Below are 22,454 nucleotides of genomic sequence, written 5' to 3'. Positions count from 1 at the left end.
GGAGACACGTACGTCATCCGCCGTTCCGATTCCGGCGTGCTGAGCGTCCCGCTCGGCGAGACCGCCGACGACGGGGAGCGGGACGCCGACGACGTCCACGCTCCCGAGGTGCACGCGGAGTCGTCGGCGCCGGACGCGTCGGCGCCGCCGACCGAGTCCGAGACGGGGTCGTCCGCCCGTTTCGTCCTGACCTTCACGACCGGCGAGGTGGTGACCATCCGGGGCAGCGGGCTCGTCGGGCGCCGCCCGCTCGCCGAGCCGGGGGAGTCGTTCGACCACCTCGTGCAGATCGTCGATCGGGGGCTGTCGGTCTCGAAGACCCACCTCGAGTTCGGCGAGCACGAGGGCGACCTGTGGGTCGCGGATCGGTTCTCGGCGAACGGCACCGTCGTCCGGCGGCCGGGCGAGGGCGGTGTCCGGTGCGAGCCGGGACGTCGCGTGCTCGTCCCGAGGGGCAGTCGCGTCGAGATCGGCGAGCAGGCCTTCGTCGTGGCCTGACCCGGCCGACCCGTCCTCCACGGGCGGCCGCGCCGTCTCGGGAATCCGCGCGATGCCGAAGCGATCCGAAGGCCCCGCCCGGGGTCTGGTCTGCTCGGAACATGACGGATGCCGCAGCGACGAGTCTCGACGCACTGCCGGCGCTCCACCTCCCTCCAGTCCCGCCCGAGCCGCCGCGTCCGCCGTTCCCGTGGATCGCGTCCGCCGCGCCGGTCGCCGGGGCGGTCGCGATCTGGGCGTTCACCGGGTCGGCCCTCTCGCTGGCCTTCGCCGCGCTCGGCCCGCTCGTCGCCATCGCCGCCACGCTCGACGCGCGACGGACCGCACGACGGGCGCGTCGGATGCAGCGCGTCGAGCGCGAAGAGGCGCTCGGCCGGGTCAGGTCTGAGGTGGCACGGCGTCACGACCTCGAGCGAGCGGCGGCCTGGCGGGAGACGCCCGCCGTGCGCTCGCTGCCGGCACGCGGCGCTCCGGTCTGGTCCTCGACGCCGCCGCAGGCGGTGGTGGTCGGGTCTGGAACGGTCGCGAGCCGCGTGTCGGTCGATGGCGCGCCGGGCGAGGATGCCGATGCCCTCCGCATGGTCGCCGAGGCCGCACTGCTCGCGGACGCACCCGTGCGCGTGACGCTCGAGGGCGGCATCGGCTTCATCGGGGAGCCCGCGCTCGCCCGAGCGGCGGCTCGCGCCGCGGTCCTGCACGTCGCAGAGGCGACCGACCCGGCGAACTGCCGCGTCATCGGGCCCCCGGCGGCCTGGGACTGGCTCACCGTCCTGCCGCATCGGGCCTCGACGCACGGCGCCGCCGTCCTCCGCGTCGTCGAGACGGATCCCGCGTGCGAGCGCGCGGACGCGGCGTCGACGCGTGTTCGAGCGGACGCCCGTGACGACGGCGATGGCGACCTGATCGCGATCGCATCCGACGCGGCGTGCCTCCCGCCCGGGCTGCGCAGCGTCGTCCACGTGACGGCACCCCGGCACGCGCTCGTCCAGGTCACCGGCGCCGCCCCGCGCGCGATCGAGCCCGAACTCCTCTCGACGGCCGAGGCGCGCAGCGCGGCGGATCGGCTCGCACGGGTCGCGGCGCGTGCCGGCGTCGCATCGGGTCCGCCGGTCCTGCCGGACTCGATCGGACTCGGCGAGCTCCTGCCCGCCCCGGATCCGACTGCGGACCGATCGAGCCTCGCCGCGACGGTCGGCGTCGGCACCGCCGGCCCGCTCGTGATCGACCTCGTCTCGGGCCCGCACGCGCTGGTCGCGGGGACCTCCGGCAGTGGAAAGAGCGAACTGCTCGTCGCGTGGATCGCGGCCATGGCCGCACGCTACGCGCCGGACCGGGTGGCGTTCCTGCTCGTCGACTTCAAGGGCGGAGCGTCGTTCGAGCCGGTGCGCGGGTTGCCGCACGTGACCGGCCTGGTCACCGATCTCGACGAGGACGAGGCCGCCCGTGCGGTCGAGAGCATCCGGGCGGAGTTGCGTCATCGCGAGCGGGTGCTGGCCGCCGCACGCGTGCGGAGCATCGTGGAGCTGCCCGCTGAGGCCGTGCTCCCGCGACTGGTCGTCGTCGTCGACGAGTTCCAGGCGATGATCGAGCGCTTCGGCGAACTCGGCGCGGTCATGGCGGATGTCGCGGCGCGCGGTCGATCACTGGGCGTGCACCTCGTGCTCGCGGCACAGCGCCCGAACGGCGTCGTCCGCGAGCAGGTGAGCGCCAACTGCGGCATCCGCGTGTCGCTGCGCGTCCTCGAGCGCGCGGACAGCGTCGCGGTGCTCGGCGTCGAGCGCGCGGCTCGGCTCGATCCGGCACGCCCCGGGCGTGCGCTCGTGGATGTCGGTGATGCTCGGGTGGTCGAGTTCCAGTCGGCGCTCGCGGACCGGGCGGTGATCGCCCGGGTCGCCGCCGGGCATGCCCGGGCAGCGCCGCCGCGCCGGCCGTGGCTCGATCCGCTGCCGCCGTGCATCACCCTGGATGACGTCGACGCGGTGCTCGGCGCGGGCGCGGTCGACGCAGCCCGGGCCGACCCGATCGCGTCGGGTCGGCTGCTCCTCGGTGTCGCCGATGAGCCTGCGGCCCAGCGTCGTGCTGCGGTGGAGTGGACCCCCGAGGTCGACGGCCCGCTCATGGTGCTCGGTGCACCGGGGTCCGGGCGGACGGCCCTCCTGGACGCGATCGCGGCCCAGGTCGCGGGTCGCCGCGGCGAGGCCGCCGTGCTGCGCCTCGAGGGCACCCGCAGCGTGGTGTGGGATGCGCTCGCGATGATCCGACGGCACGTGGCGGGATCGGATCGGTCCGACGAACCGGGACGGGCCGTGCGACTCGTGGTGGTCGACGACGTCGACCTGTGCTTCTCGGGGTGGCCCGAGGAGCATCGCCTCGCCGCGCTGGAGACGCTCGCGGAGCTCATGCGGTTCGCCCGCGGGGGAGGGCCCGCACTCGCCCTCGCGGCAGGTCGCACCGCCGCGCTCGGCCCGGGACTCAGGGACGCGGTGACGCGGCACGTGCTGCTGCGGCACCCGAGTCGCGCCGACCTGGTGCACGCCGGCGGCGACGGCCGCCTGCATCGGGCCGACGCGCCTCCCGGCGCCGGTCAGTGGCTCGGACACGCGGCGCAGTTCCTGCGCGCGGACCGCACGGCAGCGGTCGCGCCGAGGATCGAGGCGCCACCGCTTCGCCTCGACATCGCGCGCCCGGTGGCGCTCGTCTCCGCGCGACCGGGTGCCGACGCCGACAGGATCGGTCGGATCGCCCCGGGGACCGAACTCATCCGCCTCGCCGACGGCCCCGACGCCGTGCTGCGAGCCCAGCACGCGATCGACGGGTCGTCCGTTGCGGGCGGCGTGATCGTGGTCGGCGACGCCGACGCCTGGACGGCGAACTGGAGCCTCGCGGCCACCGCGCGGGCGAGGGCGGAGCTGGTGGTCCACGGAGGGAGTCGGGAACTGCGCGCCGTGGTCCGCGACGCCGGCCTCCCGCCGCTCCTCGACGTCGATCGCGACCAGTGCTGGCGCATCCGCACCGACCGGACGACGGAACGCGCGGCATGGCCGACCGAATGACGACGGATTCCGTCCGTCGAAAGCCTGAATGGGTACTGATTCCGTGCGTGATGTTCGCAGAAATTAACGATTTGGACATCATCTGCTGCGTTCCGCCACGCAGTGTGTCAGTATCTTCGCACCCCTGCACGCGCATGCATGTCGATTGGAGACCTCGTGAGCAGCCGTCCCCTTCCCCAGGACCCCGTCGTCCGCGCCCTCGTCGCGCAGGCCCGCCAGGCGCAGCTGACGCGCCGCGGCCTGCTCGCCGGAGCGGGAGCCGGCGCATCCGCGCTCGCGCTCGCCGCCTGCTCGACCGGCGGCGGCCAGGCCAGGCCGACCGCCGCGACGGACACGTCCGACACGGACAAGACCCTCAACTGGGCCAACTGGGCCGCGTACATCGACGAGGACGACGACGGGAACTACCCCACGCTCGTCCGGTTCACCGAGGAGACCGGCATCGAGGTCAACTACGAGGTCGCGGTCGACGACAACAACACGTACTACGGCAAGGTCAAGGACCAGCTCGCGCTGGGCCAGGACATCGGGGCCGATACGGTGTGCCTCACCGACTGGATGGTCTCGCGCTGGATCCGCCTCGGGTACACGCAGGAGCTCGACCACGGGAACATCCCGAACATCGCCAACCTCGCGCCCGCGCTCGCGAACCCGAGCTTCGACGAGGGCCGCGCCCACTCGCTCCCGTGGCAGGGCGGCTTCGCCGGCATCTGCTGGAACACCGAGAAGGTGCCGGGCGGTCTCGAGACCGTCCAGGACCTCTGGAGCTCCGAGCTGAAGGGCCGTGTCGGCGTGCTCTCCGAGATGCGCGACACGATGGGGCTCATCATGCTCCAGAACGGCGTGGACATCGCCAGCCCCGACTGGGGCGACGCCGAGTTCGATGCCGCGATCGAGATCCTCGACGAGCAGGTCGCGAACGGCCAGATCCGCAACATCAAGGGGAACTCCTACCTCGAGGACCTCAAGAGCGAGGACACGCTCGCGGCCATCTGCTGGTCGGGCGACATCACGGTCCTGAACGCCGAGGCCGGCGACAAGTGGCAGTTCGCCATTCCCGCGGCAGGCGGAACGCTGTGGAACGACAACTTCCTGATCCCCATCGGCTCCCCCCGCAAGGCGAACGCCGAGACGCTGATCAACTACTACTACGAGCCCGAGGTCGCGGCCGAGGTCGCGGCGTGGGTGAACTACATCACGCCCGTCGTCGGGGCGCAGGAGGCCGCGGTCGCGATCGACCCCGAGCTGGCCGAGAACCAGTTGATCTTCCCCAACGAGGAGACGCTCTCGAACGCGTTCATCTTCCGCGCGCTCTCCGGTGCCGAGGAGCAGAAGTACCAGACGCAGTTCCAGCAGATCCTCCTGGGTTCGTGATGTCGATCCGAGAGTTCGCCGAGAGCGGCGCCGACCTCGAGCTCGTCGGCATCCAGAAGCGGTTCCCGGGCTTCACGGCGATCGAGGAGCTCGACCTGACGATCCCGGCCGGGTCGTTCTTCGCACTGCTCGGCCCGTCCGGCTGCGGCAAGACGACGACCCTCCGCCTCGTCGCCGGGCTCGAGGAGCCGACCGCCGGTCGCATCCTCATCGGCGGCAAGGACGTCACCGACACGAAGGCGCACCAGCGCCCCGTGAACACGGTGTTCCAGAGCTACGCGCTCTTCCCGCACATGTCGATCATCGACAACGTGGCGTTCGGCCTGAAGCGCCGCCGAATCGGAGACGCCGAGTCCAAGGCGCACGAGGCGCTGAAGCTCGTCGAGCTCGACCACCTCGCGCAGCGACGTCCGGCGCAGCTCTCCGGCGGGCAGCAGCAGCGCGTCGCGCTCGCCCGAGCGATCGTCAACCGGCCCGCGCTGCTCCTGCTGGACGAGCCGCTCGGCGCGCTCGACCTGAAGCTCCGACGTCAGATGCAGCTCGAGCTCAAGACGATCCAGGAGGAGGTCGGCCTCACCTTCCTCCACGTCACGCACGACCAGGAGGAGGCCATGACCATGGCCGACACGGTCGCGGTCATGAACAAGGGCGCGATCGAGCAGATGGGCGCGCCCGAGGAGCTCTACGAGCTGCCTCGCACCGCGTTCGTCGCGAACTTCCTCGGCAAGTCGAACCTGTTCACCGGAGACGTCGTCGGCACGACCGACACGGCGATGACCGTCGATGCGGCCGGCCACCGCATCACGATCGCGACGGCGCGCGCGCAGCGCCACCAGGGGCTCGTCACGGTGGGCGTCCGGCCCGAGAAGGTCACGCTCCACGCGGAGCAGCCCGACGAAGTCGCCGGTCGCAACCTGCTCGGGCCCGGCCGGGTGATCGACGTCTCGTTCGCCGGGGTCAGCACCGAGTACATCGTCGCCGTTCCGGGCGTGGCCACGATCTCGGTGTTCGCCCAGAACATGAGCTTCGGTCCCGTCGCCCACGAGGGCTCCGAGGTCTGGCTCAGCTGGGACGTCGAGCACGGCTTCGGACTCTCCGACGAACCCGACGAATCGTCGCGGTTCCCGGCGGACGCCGACACGCAGTCGATCGCGGTGCAGCGCCGGGAGGCGCTCCTCACGGAGCTCGAGGGCAGCTGAGCCATGGCCTTCGCAGCATTCGCGACGACGGAGGCGCAGCCGCAGACGGCACGGAGGAAGAGCCCCATCGCGCTCTTCCTCCTCCTCCCCGGCATCCTCTACCTCGTCCTGTTCTTCCTCACGCCGCTGATCTCGCTGATCCTGACCTCGCTGCAGGCCCCGAGCGAGTTCGGAGACATCGGGGTCTACGACTACGCGTTCAACTGGCAGAACTACGTCGCCGTCATCGAGAGCTACTGGCCGCACATCCTCCGCTCGTTCGGCTACGCCCTGCTCGCCACGGTGTTCGCGCTCCTGTTCAGCTACCCGATCGCGTACTTCATCGGCGTCAAGGCGCGGCGTCGTCCGCTCCTGCAGAGCCTGCTGCTGGTGCTCGTCATCGCCCCGTTCTTCATCAGCTTCCTGCTGCGCACGCTCGCGTGGAAGCAGATCCTGTCGGACGAGTCGCTGATCATCACGTCGCTCAAGGCACTCTCGTTGCTCGCACCGGACGCGTACTTCGCCGGAACGCCGTTCGCCGTCGTCTTCGGCCTGACGTACAACTTCATCCCGTTCATGACCCTGCCGCTCTACACGGCGCTCGAGCGACTCGACACGCGGTACCTCGAGGCGGGCAGTGACCTGTACGCGAACTCGTTCACGGTGTTCCGCAAGGTCACGATCCCCCTCTCGATGCCGGGCATCGTCGCCGGAACGCTGCTCACGTTCATCCCGGCGGCGGGTGACTACATCAACGCGAGCCGCGACTTCCTCGGAGGTCCGGACACCCAGATGATGGGCAACGTGATCGAGGCGAACTTCCTCGTGCTGCTGAACTACCCGGCGGCCGCGGCGCTCTCGATCGTCCTGATGGCGGCGATCCTCGTGCTCGTCGGCATCTACGTGAAGCGATCCGGAACGGAGGACCTGCTGTGAGCGGCGAAGTCCAGGCGGCCGCCGTCCTCGGCGGCCTCACCGAGAGCGAGGAGCTCGAGGACCGGCGCGGGCCGCAGCGGCCGCGTCGACGCAGGATCGGGCTCGGCGACTGGCTGCTGCCGGTCTACGTCACGCTCGCGTTCATCTTCCTGCTGATCCCGATCGCGTACACCTTCGTGTTCTCGTTCAACGACTCGCTGAAGTCGAACATCGCCTGGCGAGGGTTCACCTTCGACAAGTGGCTGAACGTCTGCAACGTCGAGGGCGGAGCGGTGTGCGAGGCCTTCGGGAACAGCATCATCATCGGCCTCGTGTCGACGGTGGTCGCGACGACCCTCGGGACCATGATCGCGATCGCGCTCGTCCGGTACCGCTTCCGGGCGCGCTCGTCGATCAGCCTCCTGCTGTTCCTGCCGATGGCGACGCCCGAGGTGGTCCTCGGCGCGGGCCTCGCGGCGCAGTTCCTCGCCGTCGGCGTGCCGAAGGACATGCTGACGATCATCCTCGCGCACACGATGTTCTGCATCAGCTTCGTCGTCGTCACGGTCAAGGCCCGCGTGGCGAGCCTCGACCCGGCGCTCGAGGAAGCCGGGCGCGACCTGTACGGCTCGCCGCGCGAGGTGTTCTGGCGCATCACGTTCCCGTTGCTGACGCCCGGCATCATGGCGGCCGCGCTGCTGTCGTTCGCACTGAGCTTCGACGACTTCATCATCACGAACTTCAACTCCGGTTCGGTGACGACGTTCCCGAAGTACATCTACATCTCGGCGTCCCGCGGCATCCCGGCCGAGGCGAACGTGATCGCATCGGCGGTGTTCATCGTCGCGCTCGCGATCGTCGTCATCGCGCAGGTGTCGCGTGCGGCACGCGCGAAGCGGCTCGCAGCCGAGATGACCTGACCGGCGCGCCCGACGAGGGAGGCCGCGACCCGACGGGTCGCGGCCTCTCCGCTTCGACGAGCGGGCCGTCGAGCCCGATCGATGCTAGACCGTGGCGCGGATGCGTCCGACGACGCGCCCGCCGCCGAGCACCTCGAGACCAAGCTCCGGCTCGATGGCATCGACGGCGGACGCCTCGAGCGAGCCGGCCCCGACGAGGAGCCGTGCGGCGACGACGGCGGACGCGCGGGGCGAGCCGTCGAGCATCTTGAGCGCGACGGTGGTGCCGTCGGGGGCGGTCATGACCTGGACGCCCTCGGCCCCGAACTTGGAGAACACGCCGAGGTGGTCGATCGCGACCGAGTCGGGTCGCCCGGGACCGGCGATCGCCCACCCGTTCGCCCGCACGCCCTCGGCCAGCGCGGCGCCCTCGCGGAACAGCGCGAACGGCGACGACGTCGACGAGGACGCGATCTTCTGGATGCCCCGCGCGAGCGCGGTGAGCCCCACCGCGTGGACCGGTGCGCCGCAGCCGTCGATCACGGTCGCCGACGGCCGCTCGCCGGTGAGGCGCTCGAACACGTCGAGGATGCGCTTCTGGAGCGGGTGGTCGAGGTCGAGGTAGTCCCCGATCGGCCATCCGTTCGCGTGGCAGGCGAGGAGCATCGCGGCGTGCTTCCCCGAGCAGTTCATCGTGATCGGCTCGGGTCGCATGCCCGTCCGCACGAGCTCGTCGCGGGACGCGCGGTCGGTCGGGAACTCGGCAGGGCAGCGCAGGGCCGACGCGGGCAGGCTCGCGCGCGCGAGCAGGCCGCGCACGAGGGCGACGTGCTGCGGCGTTCCGCTGTGGCTCGCGGTCGCGATCGCGGCGTCCTCGCCTCGGAGCGTGACCCCCGAGGTCATCACGGCGAGCGCCTGGAACGGCTTCATGCTGGAGCGGGGGAGCACCGGAGCGGTGGCGTCGCCGAGTTCGCGCACCACCTCGCCCTCGGGCGCGAGGACGACGGCGGAGCCGACGTGGCGCGACTCGACGAAGCCCCCGCGCTCGACGACGGCGAGCTGGGCGGCGGCCGATGCCGTGAAGGTCTCGCCCACGGGTCAGTCGAGGGCCGCGAACGCGTCGTCGAGCACGCCGAGCGCGTCCTCGATGAGCTCGTCGGTCATGCGCAGGCTCGGCAGGAACCGGAGCACGTTGCCCCAGGTGCCCGCACTCAGGAACAGCACGCCCTGCTGTGCGGCGTGGGCCACGATCGCGGAGACCGCGCCCGCGTTCGGCGCCTTGGTCGTCTCGGCGGTTCCCGGCTCGACGAGCTCGATCGCGATCATCGCGCCGCGTCCGCGGATGTCGCCGATCACGTCGTACTTCGCGCGCAGCCGCTCGAGGCCGGCGGTGAGCGTGGCCTCGATGCGCCGGGCCTCGGCGAGGAGGCCCTCCTCCTCGATCGTCTCGAAGACGGCGACGGCCGCCGCGCACGCGACCGGGTTGCCGCCGAAGGTCCCGCCGAGGCCGCCGGGGTGCGAGGCGTCCATGATCTCGGCACGGCCGGTCACGGCGGCGAGCGGGAAGCCCGCGGCGATGCCCTTCGCCGTGAGCACCAGGTCGGGCGTCCAACCGAAGTGCTCCGACGCGTAGTAGGCGCCGGTGCGCGCCATCCCCGACTGGATCTCGTCGGCGATCATGACCACGCCGTTCGCCGTGCACCACCCCTGCAGCGAAGGCAGGTAGCCGTCGGCGTAGACCATGAAGCCGCCCTCGCCCTGGATCGGCTCGACGACGAGGCAGGCGAGGTCGGATGCACCGACGACCTTGTCGAGGTAGCCGATCGTGCGGGCCGCGGCCTCCTCGCCGGTGAGGCCGTCGCGATATGGGTACGAGCTCGGCGCGTGGTACACGTCGCCGGCGAGCGGGCCGAAGCCGGTCGCGTACGGCATCGCCTTGTAGTTCATCGCCATCGTGAGGTTCGTGCGCCCGTGGTAGGCGTGGTCGAGCACCGCGACCGCGCGGCGGCCGGTGTGCTTGCGGGCGATCTTCACGCCGTTCTCGACGGCCTCGGCGCCCGAGTTCACGAGCACGGACTTCTTCGCGAAGTCGCCCGGCGTGTGCGCGGCGAGCAGCTCCGCGACGTGCACGTACTCCTCGTACGGCGTGATCGTGAACAGCGTGTGCAGCACGTCGCGCGATTGCGCGGCGGCGGCCTCGACGACTCGTGCGGGCGTGTGGCCGGCCGTCGTCACGCCGATGCCGGCGCCGAAGTCGAGGAAGCGATTGCCGTCGACGTCCTCGAGGACCGCGCCGTGCGCACGCTCGATGTAGACGGGGAGGACGCTCGACACTCCAGCCGACACGACGGCGGTGCGGCGCGCCTGGAGCTCCTGCGAGCGGGGACCGGGGACGGCGGTGACGATCCGTCGCTCCTGCGGCACGGTGGCCGATTCGGCCGACTCGGCGGGCACGGATTCGACGGGGATCCAGGTGTCAGTCATGATCGGACCAGCTTAACCCGGGGCCGGGGCGCGAGGTCGGCGGCCGGGTGCAGGATCGACGGCGGCGGGCGGTGTCCGCACCGCACCACGGGAGGGAGCGACATGCTCGGCGAGCACCATTACGCGATCGAACTCGAGTGGCAGGGCGACCGCGGCGAGGGCACGACGTCGTACCGGTCGTACGGCCGCCAGCATGCCGTGCGCGCGTCCGGCAAGCTCCACGAGATCGCCGGATCGAGCGACCGCGCCTTCCACGGCGACCGGGATCGCTGGAACCCGGAGGAGCTCGTGCTCGCCGCGCTCAGCGAATGCCACATGCTCTCCTACCTCCATGTCGCGGTGAACCACGGGATCGTCGTGGTCGGCTACAAGGATGCCGCGACTGCGACGATGCGCGAGGACGGCCGCGGCGGAGGTCGCCTCGAGGTCGCGGTCCTGCGCCCGCGGGTCACGGTCGCCGACCCGTCGATGCGCGCGCTCGCCGAGTCGCTTCATCACGAGGCGTCCGAGAAGTGCTTCATCGCGGCATCCGTCGCCTTCCCCGTGCGGCACGAGCCGACGACGCTCGTCCGCGGCCTCTGAGAGGCGGGACGACGGCGGATCAGGGAAGCGACTGGGTCGGCGCGAGCGCGGTGCCGGGCGGGGCGGGCGCAGGGCAGGGGTAGCCGCCGACGAGGCGCGAGCACGGAGGGAAGTACGCCGGGAGGCGTTCGTCGTGCGGGTCGCCGAACCACCGGTTCCAGATGCGCCAGAAGTTCAGGTTGCCGTAGGCCGAGCAGTCGTCCCCGGCCGACGGGTCTGCGAGGACGGCGTCGTTCGGCTGGTAGGGCGTGTAATTGTAGAGGTTCGCGGTCGCCTGGTTGCGGATCCGCACGGTCGACGCGCCGCACGCGGCGTCGGGGTGGAATCCGACGTCGACCGTCCCGACGTGGAACTTCCGGACGGGTTCGGCCGTGTACTGCCGGAACTGCCACGCGGCCCGGTACACCTGGTTGAAGAACCCGAAGTAGCGCGCGTCGCAGTCGGCGGTGTCCGGGCAGCCGTATCCCGTGGCGCGCTCGTAGCCGCGAGCGCTCGGCCTCGTGAGCAGCGACTGCTCCTTCTGCAGCAGCACGAGGAGCGTCTGCGGGCTCACGCCGCAGGCGGCGGCGACCTCGCTGATGATGCGGCTCGCGGGGACGGCCGGGCCGCCCGGGACGGCGGCGCAGTGCCGTGGCCCGACCGCCGGGACGGCCGCCACGTCCTCGGTGTACTCGGCGAGGCACGGCACGGCGTCGACGGGCCGGCAGTCGCGCGACTCGAGGAAGACCTGGATGTCGCGCACGCTCATCGCCGTCGAGTCGTAGAACGCGTCGTCGCTCACGATGAACCCGGGATCGAACCGATCGGTCGACGGGATGCGTCGATCGGCGGAGGTCGGATCGCGCTCGATCCCGGTCGTCGGCACGCACCCCGCCAGCAGCAGGGCCGCGGCCGCTGCGACCGCCGCGATCCACGCACGAGAGGTCGTCCTCATCGGGCCGACGATACCCGCGCCCGCCCACCGGTCGCTGGGAAGGCGCCCCGACTCCGGCGCGTCGCGAGCGCCCGGTCCCGGAGCGCGGCTACACGCGTTCGCGCGGGGCGACGCGGTCGGCGAGCTTCGCGAGCGCGCCGTGCGGCGGCGCCTCGTTGTAGGCGTCGGCGAGTTCCTGGCCCGTGAGGGCGTGGATCGCCGCCATGACCTCGTCGGTCGCCGCGCGCCGGGCGCGTCCCGACGTGGGCGCGCCGTGCCTGCTGAGGTCGAGCGGCTCGCCGAAGCGCACCGTGACCGGGCGCACGCGCGGGACCGACGAGCCGACGGGCTGGATCTCCTGCGTGCCGATGAGTCCGACGGGCACGACGGTCGCGCCGGTCGTCAGCGCCAGCCAGGCGATTCCGGTGCGCCCACGGTACAAGCGGCCGTCGAGCGAGCGCGTGCCCTCCGGGTAGAGCGCGAAGGCGCTGCCGGAGTCGAGGATCCGGCGCCCCTGGTCGAGGGCGGCCTGCGCCTGCGCACCGGCGCCGCGCTCGACCCCCACCGCGCCGATGGCGGTGAAGAACGTGCGGGACATCCACCCCTTCAACCCGCTGCCCGTGAAGTAGTGCGACTTCGCCAGGAACTGCACCGGACGCGGAGCGGCGAGCGGGATCACGATGCTGTCGACGAAGGACAGGTGGTTCGAGGCGAGGATCACGGGACCGGTCCGCGGGACGTGCTCGGCACCGGTGATCGTCGGCCGGTAGATCATCCGGACGAGCGGCCGGAGGATGCCCCGGACGAGCCCGTACACCGGCCCGGGCTTCGACCGCGGGGCGGGGACGGCGTCGGCCTCGATCTCACTCACCCTCCGACGCTACGTCAGGCCGTATGCGAGCCTCGGAATATGGTGCGGGGTCGGCGCACGCGGGCGAGTGCGACATCATGGGCGCATGGACATCGCATCCGCCGAGGTCGTCGAGCTGGAGGACACCGGGGTGCGCGTGATGGTCGCCGCGGGCGGCAGGCGTGGCGCCGGGGTCGAATCGGTGCTCCGCGCGCACCTCGCCGCATCGGCCGGCGTCCCCGCCGACGACGTCGAACTCGTCCATGCGTGCCCGGTGTGCGGCGTGCGGCACGGCAGCCCCGTCGTGCGGTACCCGACGACGCCGTCGGGCGGGTCGTGGTTCGCGGACGCGGCGGCGGGCGCCGGAGTGGTCGTCGCGGCCGTCGGCACGAGACATCCGGTCGGAGTCGGCATCGAGGCCGCGACCGACGAGCCGGCCCCCGCCCTCGACGCCGCCGCGCTGCACCCGATCGAGCGGGCACGGCTCGACGACGTGGACCCCTCCGCGCGAGCGCTGGTGCGCGCACAGGTGTGGGCGCGCAAGTCCGCGCTGCTGCGGGCGATCGGCCACCTCGAGGTCCTCGAGCCCTCGCGCATCGCCCTCACGCTCCCCGGCGACGACCACGGCGACGCGCGCATCGCGAGGAGCGTGCCCGAGCTCGGGTCGAGCTGGGGTGACGTGCGGATCATGGACGTCGCGGTGCCCGGCCGCGTCGCGGCATCCGTCGCCCTGCTCCCTCGCCGCTGAGGCATGCGCCATAGAGTGGCCCTGTGCGCAGCGTCATCATCCTCGGGTCCACCGGTTCCATCGGCACGCAGGCGCTCGACGTCATCCGAGCGAACCCGCGCCGCTTCGACGTCGTGGGGCTCGCCGTCGGGTCGAACCGCGCCGAACTCGAGCGGCAGGCCGACGAGTTCGGCGTCGAGCACACCGCGGTCGGCATCGACGAGGCGGTGCAGCTGGTCCGGAGCGTCGACGCCGACGTCGTGCTGAACGGGATCACCGGCTCGGTCGGGCTCGGTCCGACGATCGCCACCCTCGAACGGGGCATGACCCTCGCGCTGGCGAACAAGGAGTCGCTGATCGTGGGCGGCGACCTCGTGACCCGGCTCGCCGCCCCCGGCCAGATCGTGCCCGTCGACTCCGAGCACTCGGCCATCGCCCAGGCACTGCGCTCCGGCACCCACGACGAGGTGCGGCGCCTCGTACTCACGGCCTCCGGCGGCCCGTTCCGAGGTCGTCGGCGCGAGGAGCTCGCGGACGTCACGCCGGCCGAGGCGCTCGCGCACCCCACCTGGGACATGGGGCTCGTGGTCACGACGAACTCGGCGACGCTGGTGAACAAGGGCCTCGAGGTGATCGAGGCGCACCTGCTGTTCTCGGTGGACTACGACCGCATCGAAGTGGTCGTGCACCCGCAGTCGATCGTGCACTCGATGGTCGAGTTCGTGGACGGCTCCACGATCGCGCAGGCGTCCCCGCCCGACATGCGCCTCCCGATCTCGCTCGGGCTCGACTGGCCGAACCGCGTGGCGGCGGCCGGCAAGCCGCTGGACTGGACGAGCGCGCAGCAGTGGGGCTTCGAGCCGCTCGACGAGTCCGCGTTCCCGGCCGTGAAGCTCGCCAAGCAGGTCGGCCGCGCGGGCGGCGAGTACCCGGCGGTGTTCAATGCGGCCAACGAGCAGGCCGTCGCCGCGTTCCACGCGGGGCGCATCGGGTTCACGGAGATCGTCGACACCGTGAAGGCGGTCGTCGACACCCACGAGTCGCCCTCGGGCGTCCTCACCGTCGACTCGCTCGCGGAGGCGGAGCGGACCGCGCGCCGGGCGGCCGACCTGCGCATCGCGCGGGCCTAGGGGCCGGCGGCCGGCCCGCGCGGCCGCGTCCGGGCGGCCGCGCCGAACGTCGGCCCACGGGTCCCGTTCACAGTCCGCGGACAGCGCGCACCAAGGGATCGCCCCTACGATGACGGGGTGGAATCCGTGCTCCTGTTCGTGATCGGCGTCGCCATCATCGTCGTCGGCCTCGCCGTCTCGATCGGCCTGCACGAGATCGGGCACCTCGTGCCCGCCAAGCTGTTCGGCGTCAAGGTGACCCAGTACATGATCGGCTTCGGGCCGACCATCTGGTCGCGCCGGAAGGGCGAGACCGAGTACGGGGTCAAGGCGATCCCGCTCGGGGGCTACATCGCCATGATCGGAATGTTCCCGCCCGGCAAGGACGGTCACGCCAAGGAGGACAGCACGGGCTTCTTCCGCACGCTCGTCCAGGACGCCCGCGACTCCAGCGCCGACTCCATCACCCCCGGCGACGAGCACCGCGCGTTCTACCGGCTCCCGGTCTGGAAGCGGATCGTCGTCATGTTCGGCGGGCCGTTCATGAACCTCGTCCTCGCCATCGTGCTCTTCGGCGTGCTGCTCATGGGCTTCGGCATCGCCCAGCCCTCCACGACGATCGGATCGGTGTCGGAATGCGCACTGCCCGCGACGAGCGAGCGCCAGACGTGCGAGCCCGGCGACCCGGCGGCACCGGGCGCCGAAGCGGGCATCCAGCCCGGCGACTCCCTCCTCGTGGTCGCAGGCCAGCCGATCCAGACGTGGGCGGAGTCCACCGCGATCATCCGGGCGCACCCGGATGAGGAGATCCCGGTCGTCGTCGAGCGCGACGGGGAGGAGGTCACGCTCTCGGTGACGCCGTTGCTCAGCGAGCGCTACGTGCTCGACGAGCAGGGCCGGATCGTCGACGGCGCCGACGGCGAGCCGATCACCGACCAGGTCGGCTTCGTGGGCATCGGGCCCGCCGCCGAGACGGTGCGACAGCCGGCGTCGGCAGTGCTGCCGATGGTCGGCGAGAACGTCCAGGCGGTCGCCGGGATCATCGTGAACCTCCCGCAGCGGTTGGTGGACGTCGCCAACGCCGCGTTCGGACCGGAGGAGCGCGATCCGAACGGCCCGATCTCGGTGGTCGGCGTCGGCCGCGTCGCGGGCGAGATCGCGAGCCTCGACGAGATTCCGATCGCCTCGCGTGCGGCGGGCCTCGTCGGCATCCTCGCGTCGCTCAACGTCGCCCTCTTCGTCTTCAACCTCATCCCGCTCCTGCCGCTCGACGGCGGACACATCGCCGGCGCCCTGTGGGAGGCGATCCGTCGGGGCTGGGCGAAGCTCAGGAACCGACCCGACCCGGGGCCGGTCGACCTCGCGAAGCTGATGCCGCTCACGTTCGCGATGGTGATCATCCTCGGTGGCATGAGCGCGCTGCTCATCTACGCCGACATCGTGAAGCCGATCAGCGTGCTCTGAGCCGGTCGGCGCTGCACCGTGCGCGCGGGACGTACTCCCGGGGGTGCAGGTGCGGTCGCATCCCCGGGTCGATCCCGCGTCGGCCGCCCGGGGATACGATCGGGAGATGCCCGCGCCGACCTGGGACGGCGCCGCCCCCCGGGGCGGACGACCCGAGCGATTCCGGCCCTCGCCGACCGCCGTGCTCGTCGCCCCGGTGGTCGTCAGCGCGATCGTCCAGGTCCCCGCCGCGATCGCCATCGCAGTGTGGACGCGGCTCCCCGCGAGCCTCGAGGTCCTGCACGTCGGGCTGGCGATCGCCGGCCCGCTCACCCTCCTGGCAGCGCGGCGCGCGCCCGGCCCGACGGTCGCCGCGATCAGCGCGCTCGCGCTCGCCGACCTGCTCCTCCCGCCGGACGTCGGGCCGCCGTACGTCGCGCTCGCATTCGCGATCGTCCTCGCCGTCGCCCGCGGTGCCCTGGCTTGGGCCGTCGTGTCGGTCGTGTCGGGTTGGGTCGCGGCGATCGTGCTGGCGTCGAGCTTCGGCCCCGACTGGCACCCGCTCCGCGTCGCGGCCACCACGGCGCTCCTCGCGGCCTGCTTCGGCATCGGCACCTTCGTCCGCGTGCGCCGCGAGCGTGCGGCGGCGTACCGCGCCGACCTCGCCCGTCGACGACGGACCGCCGAGGAGCGCGAGCGGATGCGGATCGCCCGGGAACTGCACGACGTCATCGGGCACGCGCTCTCGCAGATCAACGTGCAGGCGAGCGTCGGCCTGCACCTCATGGACCGCGATCCCGACCAGGCGAGGAGCGCGTTGGAGAGCGTGAAGTCGACCTCGAAGTCCGCGCTGGAGGAGGTGCGCAGCGTGCTCGGCGTGATCCGGGGCGAGGGCGACGCCGAAGGCGGCGAAGCCACGCCGCTCGCGCCGCAGCCCGACCTCGCGGCGCTCCCGCGACTCGTGGCAGGGGTCGCCGCGCCCGGCTTCGAGGCCGAGCTCGTCGATCGGCTGCATCACGCGCCGCCCCGCGCGGTGCAGCTCGCCGTCTATCGCATCGCCCAGGAGGCGCTCACCAACGTGGTGCGGCATGCCGACGCGACGCGAGCGATCGTGGCCGTCGAACGGCTGGACGACGAACTGCTCCTGACCGTCGACGACGACGGCCACGGCATGCGGGGAGCGACCGAGGGAAGCGGCATCCTCGGCATGCGCGAACGCGCCGCCCTGCTGGGCGGAACCGTCGAGGTCGAGCGCTCCCCGGGCGGCGGCACGCGGGTCGCGGCGCGACTCCCGTGGGGAGCCGGCGCATGATCCGGGTGGCGCTCGCCGACGACCAGGTGCTGGTCCGGGCGGGGTTCCGCGCCCTGCTCGAAGCCGAGCCGGACGTCGCCGTCGTCGGTGAGGCCTCGACGGGCGAGGACCTGCTGGCGCTCGTGCGCGCCGAGCCCGTCGACGTCGTGCTCATGGACATCCGGATGCCCGGGGGCGACGGCCTCTGGGCGACCGAGCGGATCGCCGCCGACCCGTCGCTCGCGGGAGTGCGCGTGGTCGTCGTCACGACGTTCGAGCTCGACGAGTACGTCGCGCGGGCGGTCCGGGCCGGCGCGAGCGGATTCCTCGTGAAGGACACCGAACCGGTGGACCTCATCCGCGCCGTGCGGGTGGTCGCCGCCGGCGAGGCGCTGCTGTCGCCCGGCGTCACCCGGCGCCTGCTCGAACGGATGGCCGTCGGCCTCCGCGACGCGCCCGACGCCGGTGCCCTCGCGGCGCTCACCGACCGCGAGCGCGAGGTGCTCCGGCTCGTCGGGCAGGGGCTCACGAACGACGAGATCGCGGGGCGACTCGTGCTCAGCCCGCTCACGGCGAAGACCCACGTGTCGAGGATCATGTCGAAGCTGCACGCGCGCGACCGGGTGCAACTCGTGGTCGTGGCCTACGAGACCGGGCTCGTCGCGCCCGGCTGGCAGTGACGTCGCGGACCGGCGCCGTGCTCCCCGAGGAGCAGCCCGAGTGTCACCCGGTGGCGGATGCGCTGGGAGGACCCCGCGGCGAGGCTGTGATCGACGGCCCGCACCGGGGCCGCACGATCAAGGAGTCCCGACATGCTCACCTCCCTCGCCGCCGCATCCGCGGCCGCCCACGCCGGCCCGTGGGCCGCCGGATTCGGCTGGGCGTTCCTGTTCGTCCCGATCCTCTGGATCCTCGTGATCGGGCTCGTCGTGTTCCTCGTCACGCGCCGCCGACGCGACTGGGGCGGTCCCGACGGCCCGCCGTGGGCGCGGACGGCATCGGCGGAGTCCACGCTCGCCGAGCGCTTCGCCCAGGGCGACGTCGACGAGACGGAGTACCGTGCGCGGCTCGAGGTCCTGCGCGCGAACCGTCCGAACGGCTGAGGCCGTCCGCACGAGCAGGACGCACGGGAATCCGCACCGCGTGCCGACCCGCGGCCGTACGGTGCGGATTCCCACGCGTTCGCGAGGCGGGGTCCGGGTCCGACCGCTCGGGCTCGACCGCTCAGGCCAGCGCGCGCTCGAGTGCGGACGCCTGGTGCCGATGCCCGATGGTCTCGTACCCGACGATCACGACGACGGGCGAGAGCGACGCGATCACGATGCCGAGGCCCATGCTCGCGCCGCCGGCGACGGCCATCACCGCGGCGACGAGCGGGACGAGGCTGCCGACGTAGAGCACGATGTGGAACGGGTCGAACTCGCGCAGCAGCGCCGCGTAGATGGTGAAGAGCGCGGTGGAGAACACGGCCACCGGGACGACGACGGTGAGGAGCGCCGTCGTGTCGTCGATGTGGGCCTCGCCCTCGATGACGTACGCCGCGACGTGCAGTCCCGCGCCGGTCGCGGCGAGCGAGCCGAAGATCGCCAGGTGCCCATAGCCCCAGACGAACCCGCGTTCGCGGTGCCTCGCGAGCACTGCGCCCGAGGGCATGACGAAGTACACCCACCAGAGTCCGAACGCGAGCATCGTTCCGCCGACGGTGACGAGCACGGCCTCGACGTCCCAGCCCTGCTCCTCGACGACGGCGCTGATCGCGAGGATGGTGCCCAGCACGATCTCGCCGAGGGTGATGATGACGAGCAGGCCGTACCGTTCGGCGACGTGGTGCGGATGCCACGGCGTGCCGCCGCCGACGCGCTCGGCGATCATCGGGCCCGCCATCTCGAACGCGACCAGCGCGAGCCACAGGATGAACACCGTCGAGAGCGGGGGATTCGCGACGAGCAGCAGGATCCAGCCGACCTGCGCGGTCGAGACGAGCACGACGTAGGTCAGGGCGGTGCGCCGTCGCGGCGGGTCGTGGCGCGCGGCGCGGATCCAGAGCGCGACGACCGCGACGCGCATGATCACGTACCCGATCACCACGACGCCGTTCTCGAGTTCGCCGCCCTCGTCGATCGAGTGGAACGCCTGGGGGAGTCCGAGCGCGAGCACGATGACGCCGATCATCACGACCATCGTGGCGACGCGGAAGAAGACGTCGTCGTTGTCGTAGGCCGATGCGAGCCACGTGAAGTTGATCCATGCCCACGCGATCGCGAACACCGCGAACACGAAGCCCGCAGTCGCCGCCCCGAAGTGCCCGAGCTCGAGCAGGTGCGCGGTCTGGCTTCCCGCCGCGCTGAACGCCGCGACGAAGACGAGGTCGAAGAAGAGCTCGAGCGGGGTGGCCGAACGGTGCGGCTCGTCGGGGTCGCGGCCGGTCATCCGGCGGAGGCGGTGGTCGAGCCGCATCGGCCGGGGCGCCGGCCGCCCCGAGGCATCCGTCGTCGTCTCGCTCATCTGCGCCTCCTCGCCGGGCGGGCCCCTGCCGTGGGGTTCATTCCACCACAGCAGGGGCCCGCCGGCGCGTGTCAGCGGGAGAGCAGGAGCGCCTCGCCCTGGCCGCCGCCGCCGCACAGCGCCACGGCCGCCCTGCCGCCGTCGCGTCGGGCGAGTTCGAGTGCGGCGTGGAGCGCCAGGCGGGCGCCGGAGGCGCCGATGGGGTGGCCGAGCGCGATCGCCCCGCCGTGGACGTTGACCTTCTCCCGGTCGAGCGAGAGGTCCTTCATCGACTGCAGCGACACCGCGGCGAACGCCTCGTTGATCTCGACGAGGTCGAGGTCGGCCGCCTCCCAGCCGGCCCGGTCGAGCGCCGCCGCGATGGCGTTGGAGGGCTGCGAGTGCAGCGAGTTGTCGGGCCCGGCGACCTGGCCGGATGCTCCGACCAGCGCGAGCCACGGCAGGCCCCGCTCCTCGGCCCATGCGCGGCTCGCGACGACGACGGCCGCGGCGCCGTCGGAGATCGGCGAGGAGTTGCCGGCGGTGATCGCACCGCCCTCGGCGAAGGCGGGCCGGAGCTTCGACAGCGTCTCGGGCGTGGAGTCGGGGCGCACGCCCTCGTCGGTCGTGACGACCACGGGGTCGCCCTTGCGCTGGGGGATCTCGACGGGCACGATCTCGTCGTCGAACAGGCCGTCGGCCTGCGCTCGGCCGGCACGGACGTGCGAGGCGGCGGCGATCTCGTCCTGTTCGGCGCGGCCGAGGCCGTAGCGCTCGTTGAAGCGCTCGGTCGAGGCGCCCATCGACTCGTGGTCGAACGCGTCGGTGAGGCCGTCGGCTGCGGTGTGGTCGAGCAGCTCGACGCTGCCGTACATGTGCCCCTTCCGGGATCCGGGGAGCAGGTGGGGCGCGTTGGTCATGGACTCCTGGCCGCCCGCGACGACGACCTCGGCCTCGCCGAGGCGGATCAGCCGCGCGGCGTCCGCCACGGCGACCAGGCCCGACAGGCACACCTTGTTCAGCGTGATCGCGGGCACGCGCCACGGGATGCCCGCCGCGACCGCGGACTGCTTGGCGGGGTTCTGGCCGGCTCCGGCCTGGAGCACCTGCCCCATGATCACGGCGTCGACGTCGTCGGGGGAGACCCCGGCCTTCTCGAGGGCGCCGCGGATGGCGACGGTGCCGAGCTCGACGGCGGTTCGACTGCCGAGGGTTCCGGCGATGCGGCCGAACGGCGTGCGGGCGCCGGCGACGATGACGACGTCGGGAAAGCTCATTTCGGTGGGACTCCTTCGTCTCTGCGTCGGTGCACGGGGTCGGTGCGCCGATCCGGGTTGCGCGTCGTGCGCGATCGACTCTAGTGTACGTTCCTGAGACCTGAACCACCTGTCAGGTTTCTGACACCGTCGTCACTCAGAGAGGCTCACAGCATGCGAGTTACACCGAAGTACCTCGCGCCGGCGCTCGTCGCCGCCGCGGCGCTCACCCTGGCCGGTTGCGCACCGACCACCGCCTCCGGGGGAGGCGACGCCGACGGGGCGGACGCCGCTCCGGTCGCCATCGGCATGATCACGTCCGAGACCGGTCCGCTCGCCGCGTACGGCGAGGCGTACGTCGCGGGCTTCGAGGCCGGCCTCGACTACGCCACGGACGGCACCGGGGAGGTCGACGGCCGCGAACTCGAGATCACCTGGGAGGACGACCAGGGCAACCCCGACACCGCGGTCGCCAAGGCCAAGGACCTGATCGGCCAGGGCACCAAGGTGCTCGCCGGCACGGTCGCCTCCGGCATCGCGCTCTCGCTCGCCGAGCAGGCCGAGCAGAACGAGATCCTCTACGTCTCCGGACCCGCCGCGGCCGACGCGATCACCGGTGTCAACGAGTACACGTTCCGCTCGGGCCGCCAGACGTACCAGGACGTCGCGACCGCGGGCACCTTCATCGGCGACCCCGCCGGCAAGAAGGTCGTCGTCTTCGCCCAGGACACCGCGTTCGGCCAGGGCAACCTCGCCGGCGTGGAGGCCGTGCTCGGCGGCCAGGGCGCCGACGTGCAGGGCGTGCTCGTCGCCGAGGACGCGACCGAGTTCACGCCGTTCGCCCAGCAGCTGATCGACGCCGACGCCGACCTCGTCTTCGTCGCGTGGGCCGGCGCCTCGTCGGGTGCCATGTGGACCGCGCTGCAGCAGCAGGGCGTGTTCGAGAGCGCCCCCGTGGTCACCGGCCTCGGCGACGTCGCCACCTACCAGGCCTACGGCGACGCCTCCGGCGACATCTCGTTCCTCAACCATTACTTCGGCGGTGCCGCGGGCACCGACATCGAGGACGAGATGATCACCCGCCTCGAGGAGGCCGGCGCCGTTCCGGACCTGTTCTCGGTCGACGGCTTCGTGGCCGCGCAGATGATCGTGCAGGCCGTCCGAGAGGGCGGCGACGACGTCGACGCCATGATCGAGGCGCTCGAGGGATGGACCTTCGAGTCGGTCAAGGGCGAGGTCACCGTGCGCGCCGAGGACCACGCGCTCATCCAGCCCATGTACCAGGTCAGGCTCGTCGAGGGCGCCGACGGATGGGCCCCCGAGCTCATCGAGACGATCGACGCCGAGACCGTCGCCCCGCCGGTCGTCGGCTGAGCGCACCACCCACCCGAACCGACC

The 22,454-nt window shown here is 72.2% G+C and carries 20 protein-coding genes; 14 read left to right on the top strand and 6 right to left on the bottom strand.

Going from position 1 to position 22,454, the window contains the following annotated elements; genetic code table 11:
- Positions 1-36: 36 nt before the first annotated feature.
- The 6 genes from GJR97_RS03440 to GJR97_RS03415 all read left to right on the top strand — a co-directional run bounded on the left by GJR97_RS03440 (position 37) and on the right by GJR97_RS03415 (position 7,938).
- A complete protein-coding gene (locus tag GJR97_RS03440) occupies positions 37-498 on the top strand; it encodes an FHA domain-containing protein (protein WP_154345105.1) in 462 nt (153 codons plus the stop codon).
- Positions 499-599: 101 nt separating this feature from the next.
- Positions 600-3,551 (top strand): FtsK/SpoIIIE domain-containing protein, encoded by a 2,952-nt coding sequence (locus GJR97_RS03435; RefSeq protein WP_154345104.1) that lies wholly within the window; start codon positions 600-602, stop codon positions 3,549-3,551.
- 156 nt (positions 3,552-3,707) lie between these two features.
- Positions 3,708-4,925, top strand: a complete 1,218-nt coding sequence (locus tag GJR97_RS03430) for an ABC transporter substrate-binding protein (RefSeq protein WP_324613096.1) — start codon at positions 3,708-3,710, stop codon at positions 4,923-4,925.
- The gene (locus GJR97_RS03425) at positions 4,925-6,124 is read left to right on the top strand and encodes an ABC transporter ATP-binding protein (protein ID WP_154345102.1); all 1,200 of its coding nucleotides are present in this window, start codon (positions 4,925-4,927) and stop codon (positions 6,122-6,124) included. The genes GJR97_RS03430 and GJR97_RS03425 overlap by 1 nt, the downstream gene beginning before the upstream one ends.
- Before the next feature lie 3 nt (positions 6,125-6,127).
- On the top strand, positions 6,128-7,039 hold the full coding sequence (locus GJR97_RS03420; protein ID WP_154345101.1) for an ABC transporter permease: 912 nt from the start codon (positions 6,128-6,130) through the stop codon (positions 7,037-7,039).
- A 95-nt stretch (positions 7,040-7,134) separates the two neighbouring features.
- Positions 7,135-7,938, top strand: a complete 804-nt coding sequence (locus GJR97_RS03415; RefSeq protein WP_324613141.1) for an ABC transporter permease — start codon at positions 7,135-7,137, stop codon at positions 7,936-7,938.
- Positions 7,939-8,022: 84 nt separating this feature from the next.
- On the opposite strand, the gene GJR97_RS03410 is transcribed toward GJR97_RS03415, so the two are convergent.
- Together GJR97_RS03410 and gabT are read right to left on the bottom strand one after the other, a co-directional pair.
- Positions 8,023-9,012 carry an asparaginase gene (locus GJR97_RS03410; protein WP_324613095.1) on the bottom strand — a complete coding sequence of 330 codons (990 nt, stop codon included), beginning with the start codon at positions 9,010-9,012 and terminating at the stop codon, positions 8,023-8,025.
- A gap of 3 nt (positions 9,013-9,015) precedes the next feature.
- A complete protein-coding gene (gene gabT, locus GJR97_RS03405) occupies positions 9,016-10,401 on the bottom strand; it encodes a 4-aminobutyrate--2-oxoglutarate transaminase (protein WP_154345100.1) in 1,386 nt (461 codons plus the stop codon).
- A 102-nt stretch (positions 10,402-10,503) separates the two neighbouring features.
- Between gabT and GJR97_RS03400 the strand changes: the two genes are divergently transcribed.
- Positions 10,504-10,983 (top strand): OsmC family protein, encoded by a 480-nt coding sequence (locus tag GJR97_RS03400; RefSeq protein ID WP_154345099.1) that lies wholly within the window; start codon positions 10,504-10,506, stop codon positions 10,981-10,983.
- 19 nt (positions 10,984-11,002) lie between these two features.
- Here the strand turns inward: GJR97_RS03400 and GJR97_RS03395 are convergent, their stop codons facing one another.
- Positions 11,003-11,917 (bottom strand): hypothetical protein, encoded by a 915-nt coding sequence (locus GJR97_RS03395; protein ID WP_154345098.1) that lies wholly within the window; start codon positions 11,915-11,917, stop codon positions 11,003-11,005.
- A gap of 88 nt (positions 11,918-12,005) precedes the next feature.
- Positions 12,006-12,767 carry a lysophospholipid acyltransferase family protein gene (locus GJR97_RS03390; RefSeq protein ID WP_407643566.1) on the bottom strand — a complete coding sequence of 254 codons (762 nt, stop codon included), beginning with the start codon at positions 12,765-12,767 and terminating at the stop codon, positions 12,006-12,008.
- An 85-nt stretch (positions 12,768-12,852) separates the two neighbouring features.
- On the opposite strand from GJR97_RS03390, the gene GJR97_RS03385 reads away from it, so the two are divergent.
- The 6 genes from GJR97_RS03385 to GJR97_RS03360 all read left to right on the top strand — a co-directional run bounded on the left by GJR97_RS03385 (position 12,853) and on the right by GJR97_RS03360 (position 18,419).
- Positions 12,853-13,494 carry a 4'-phosphopantetheinyl transferase family protein gene (locus tag GJR97_RS03385; RefSeq protein WP_154345097.1) on the top strand — a complete coding sequence of 214 codons (642 nt, stop codon included), beginning with the start codon at positions 12,853-12,855 and terminating at the stop codon, positions 13,492-13,494.
- 23 nt (positions 13,495-13,517) lie between these two features.
- Positions 13,518-14,603: a 1-deoxy-D-xylulose-5-phosphate reductoisomerase gene (gene dxr / locus GJR97_RS03380; RefSeq protein ID WP_324613094.1), complete on the top strand. Its 1,086-nt coding sequence runs from the start codon at positions 13,518-13,520 to the stop codon at positions 14,601-14,603.
- A 117-nt stretch (positions 14,604-14,720) separates the two neighbouring features.
- Positions 14,721-16,046: a M50 family metallopeptidase gene (locus GJR97_RS03375; RefSeq protein WP_324613093.1), complete on the top strand. Its 1,326-nt coding sequence runs from the start codon at positions 14,721-14,723 to the stop codon at positions 16,044-16,046.
- Positions 16,047-16,152: 106 nt separating this feature from the next.
- Positions 16,153-17,337: a sensor histidine kinase gene (locus GJR97_RS03370; protein ID WP_154345096.1), complete on the top strand. Its 1,185-nt coding sequence runs from the start codon at positions 16,153-16,155 to the stop codon at positions 17,335-17,337.
- The gene (locus GJR97_RS03365; protein WP_154345095.1) at positions 17,334-17,996 is read left to right on the top strand and encodes a response regulator; all 663 of its coding nucleotides are present in this window, start codon (positions 17,334-17,336) and stop codon (positions 17,994-17,996) included. The genes GJR97_RS03370 and GJR97_RS03365 overlap by 4 nt, the downstream gene beginning before the upstream one ends.
- 132 nt (positions 17,997-18,128) lie before the next feature.
- Positions 18,129-18,419 carry an SHOCT domain-containing protein gene (locus GJR97_RS03360; protein ID WP_154345094.1) on the top strand — a complete coding sequence of 97 codons (291 nt, stop codon included), beginning with the start codon at positions 18,129-18,131 and terminating at the stop codon, positions 18,417-18,419.
- 121 nt (positions 18,420-18,540) lie between these two features.
- Here the strand turns inward: GJR97_RS03360 and GJR97_RS03355 are convergent, their stop codons facing one another.
- Together GJR97_RS03355 and GJR97_RS03350 are read right to left on the bottom strand one after the other, a co-directional pair.
- Positions 18,541-19,821: a low temperature requirement protein A gene (locus GJR97_RS03355; RefSeq protein WP_229275946.1), complete on the bottom strand. Its 1,281-nt coding sequence runs from the start codon at positions 19,819-19,821 to the stop codon at positions 18,541-18,543.
- Between the two features lie 71 nt (positions 19,822-19,892).
- On the bottom strand, positions 19,893-21,077 hold the full coding sequence (locus GJR97_RS03350; RefSeq protein WP_154345093.1) for an acetyl-CoA C-acetyltransferase: 1,185 nt from the start codon (positions 21,075-21,077) through the stop codon (positions 19,893-19,895).
- 153 nt (positions 21,078-21,230) lie between these two features.
- Here GJR97_RS03350 and GJR97_RS03345 point away from each other — a divergent pair, with 153 nt between their 5' ends.
- Positions 21,231-22,430, top strand: a complete 1,200-nt coding sequence (locus tag GJR97_RS03345; RefSeq protein WP_154345092.1) for a substrate-binding domain-containing protein — start codon at positions 21,231-21,233, stop codon at positions 22,428-22,430.
- Positions 22,431-22,454: the final 24 nt, after the last annotated feature.

The sequence above is a fragment of the Agromyces kandeliae genome (assembly GCF_009674665.1).
Taxonomy (GTDB): Bacteria; Actinomycetota; Actinomycetes; order Actinomycetales; family Microbacteriaceae; genus Agromyces; species Agromyces kandeliae.
The sequence above is the reverse complement of the archived record's forward strand: the minus strand, read 5'-3'. Positions and strand labels throughout refer to the sequence as shown.

Bases quoted from the DNA above. Each gene is read 5' to 3' on its own strand.
- GJR97_RS03435 (WP_154345104.1), top strand. From the start codon at position 600: ATGACGGATGCCGCAGCGACGAGTCTCGACGCACTGCCGGCGCTCCAC.
- GJR97_RS03425 (WP_154345102.1), top strand. From the start codon at position 4,925: ATGTCGATCCGAGAGTTCGCCGAGAGCGGCGCCGACCTCGAGCTCGTC.
- GJR97_RS03420 (WP_154345101.1), top strand. From the start codon at position 6,128: ATGGCCTTCGCAGCATTCGCGACGACGGAGGCGCAGCCGCAGACGGCA.
- gabT (WP_154345100.1), bottom strand. From the start codon at position 10,401: ATGACTGACACCTGGATCCCCGTCGAATCCGTGCCCGCCGAGTCGGCC.
- GJR97_RS03400 (WP_154345099.1), top strand. From the start codon at position 10,504: ATGCTCGGCGAGCACCATTACGCGATCGAACTCGAGTGGCAGGGCGAC.
- GJR97_RS03395 (WP_154345098.1), bottom strand. From the start codon at position 11,917: ATGAGGACGACCTCTCGTGCGTGGATCGCGGCGGTCGCAGCGGCCGCG.
- GJR97_RS03385 (WP_154345097.1), top strand. From the start codon at position 12,853: ATGGACATCGCATCCGCCGAGGTCGTCGAGCTGGAGGACACCGGGGTG.
- GJR97_RS03370 (WP_154345096.1), top strand. From the start codon at position 16,153: ATGCCCGCGCCGACCTGGGACGGCGCCGCCCCCCGGGGCGGACGACCC.
- GJR97_RS03365 (WP_154345095.1), top strand. From the start codon at position 17,334: ATGATCCGGGTGGCGCTCGCCGACGACCAGGTGCTGGTCCGGGCGGGG.
- GJR97_RS03360 (WP_154345094.1), top strand. From the start codon at position 18,129: ATGCTCACCTCCCTCGCCGCCGCATCCGCGGCCGCCCACGCCGGCCCG.
- GJR97_RS03355 (WP_229275946.1), bottom strand. From the start codon at position 19,821: ATGAGCGAGACGACGACGGATGCCTCGGGGCGGCCGGCGCCCCGGCCG.
- GJR97_RS03350 (WP_154345093.1), bottom strand. From the start codon at position 21,077: ATGAGCTTTCCCGACGTCGTCATCGTCGCCGGCGCCCGCACGCCGTTC.
- GJR97_RS03345 (WP_154345092.1), top strand. From the start codon at position 21,231: ATGCGAGTTACACCGAAGTACCTCGCGCCGGCGCTCGTCGCCGCCGCG.